At 69.7% G+C, this 1,648-nt stretch carries 1 protein-coding gene; it reads right to left on the bottom strand.

The window, feature by feature from the left end; genetic code table 11:
• Positions 1–191: 191 nt before the first annotated feature.
• Positions 192–1,415 (bottom strand): IS110 family transposase, encoded by a 1,224-nt coding sequence (locus tag ACIPEK_RS46655; RefSeq protein ID WP_402009128.1) that lies wholly within the window; start codon positions 1,413–1,415, stop codon positions 192–194.
• Between the last annotated feature and the right edge of the window lie 233 nt (positions 1,416–1,648).

Here is a 1,648-nt window from a genome sequence, read left to right as displayed (position 1 = left end):
GCCCCTATCTGTTTCGTCAAGCCTGGCGGGGCTGGTTCGTAGGGGTTGGTCCTGGTTTTCGGGAACGTCCCGCGAAGCGGGACGTTCCCGGCGGATCGGGTGCCTGGTGAGCAGCTCGGTGGCTGGCAGGACGGGGGTGGCCGTGCCGGCATGCGGACGTGAGGAGGGCTGAAGGGCAGAGGGATGGGGTGTCAGGCTGCGAGGTCGACGTCGCTCGGAGTGCGTGGTTCGTAGAGGGCGCCGGTGCGGATCATCGCGTGGATGACGTTCACGCGTTGCCGGGCCAGGCGGAGGACCGCCTGAGTGTGGGTCTTGCCGCGTGCGCGCTGGCGGTCGTAGTAGATCCGGGAGGACGGGTCGCTCTTGCAGCCGATCGCGGCGAACGCGGCCTGGAACAAGGCACGTTTGAGGAGCCGGTTGCCGCGGTGGGGTGCGTGCTCACCGCGGATGGAGGTGCCCGAGGACTTCGTGGCGGGGGCGAGTCCGGCATAGGAGGCGAGGTGTCCGGCGGTGGGGAAGCCGGTGCCGTCACCGATCGCGACGATCACCGCGGCCGTGGTCCTGACGCCCAGACCGGGCAGCGACGTCAGGAGATGGAAAAGAGGGAGGGCCTCCAGCAGGGCGGCGATCTCCTGCTCGGTGGCCTGACGCTGGGTATGGGCGGCGGCGAGCTGGGCGGCCAGGCCCGGCACGATCAGCGCGGACGCCTCGGTGCCGGGAACAACCAGGGTCTGCTCGGCAAGCGCGTCGTAGATCTCGGTGGTGAGGTGGTGGGCCTTGCGCGAGCCGTGTGCCTTCAGCAGAGCCTCGCACCGCGTGCGGCCGAGCTTCTTCAGCCTGGCCGGCGAGCCGTGCCTGGCCAGGAGGGCCAGGACGTAGGGGTAGGCCAGGCGCGGGCCGAGCACGCGCTCGAGGGAAGGATGGATCTGGGAGAGCAGACCACGCAGCCGGTTGGTGGTGCGGTTGACCTCGCCGGCCAGGTCGTTGTCGTAGCCGGTGAGCATCGTCAGCTCGGCCAGCACCTCGTCGTCGCGGTCCACCGCACGCAGGGTGTGCGGCATGGACCGGGCGGTCTCCGCGATCACGAACGCGTCGCGGGCATCGGTCTTGGCCTCGCCCGGGTGAAGGTCGGCAGCCCGCCGCATCGACAACCCGGGCAGGTAGGCGACCCGGCAGCCCGCCGCGCGGGCTGCCGTCAACGGCAACGCGCCGATGTTGGCGACCTGGTCCACGATCACCAAAACGGTGCCGAACTTCGCCACCAGTTTGGTGAACAGCTCCAGCAGCTTCGGCTCGGTGTTGGGCAGCCGTTTGTCGTGCACGGTTCTGCCGTCCGCGGTCCGGCCGTGGGCGTGGTGGAACTCCTTACCCAGGTCCAGACCGAGGAAGAGATCTGTCGCGGTCGTGTCGACCATGTGCGCGTGCCCCTCGCCTCTCGTCTCCTCAACTCCCAGCCGTCCCTGCGGCACCACACGCCGGCAACCACGTTACGCAGACATCCCCACCCGCAAAGCGGTCCGGCATTGCGCCGGACCAGGCGGTCGTCAGGCCCCTCATCAGCGGTCAAGCGGTGCCCCGAAGCCCGGCGGCAACACCCCCCAGGTCATCGACTTCGACAGGGGGCACACAGCCATACCGGACCCGGGGG

It is taken from the genome of Streptomyces sp. NPDC088246 (assembly GCF_044741025.1).
GTDB lineage: Bacteria > Actinomycetota > Actinomycetes > Streptomycetales > Streptomycetaceae > Streptomyces.
Note: the sequence above shows the minus strand (reverse complement) of the source record. Positions and strands in the feature narration are given on the sequence as shown.

What these genes read in the sequence shown, in the direction of transcription:
- ACIPEK_RS46655 (WP_402009128.1), bottom strand. Translation starts at nt 1,415, where the DNA reads ATGGTCGACACGACCGCGACAGATCTCTTCCTCGGTCTGGACCTGGGT.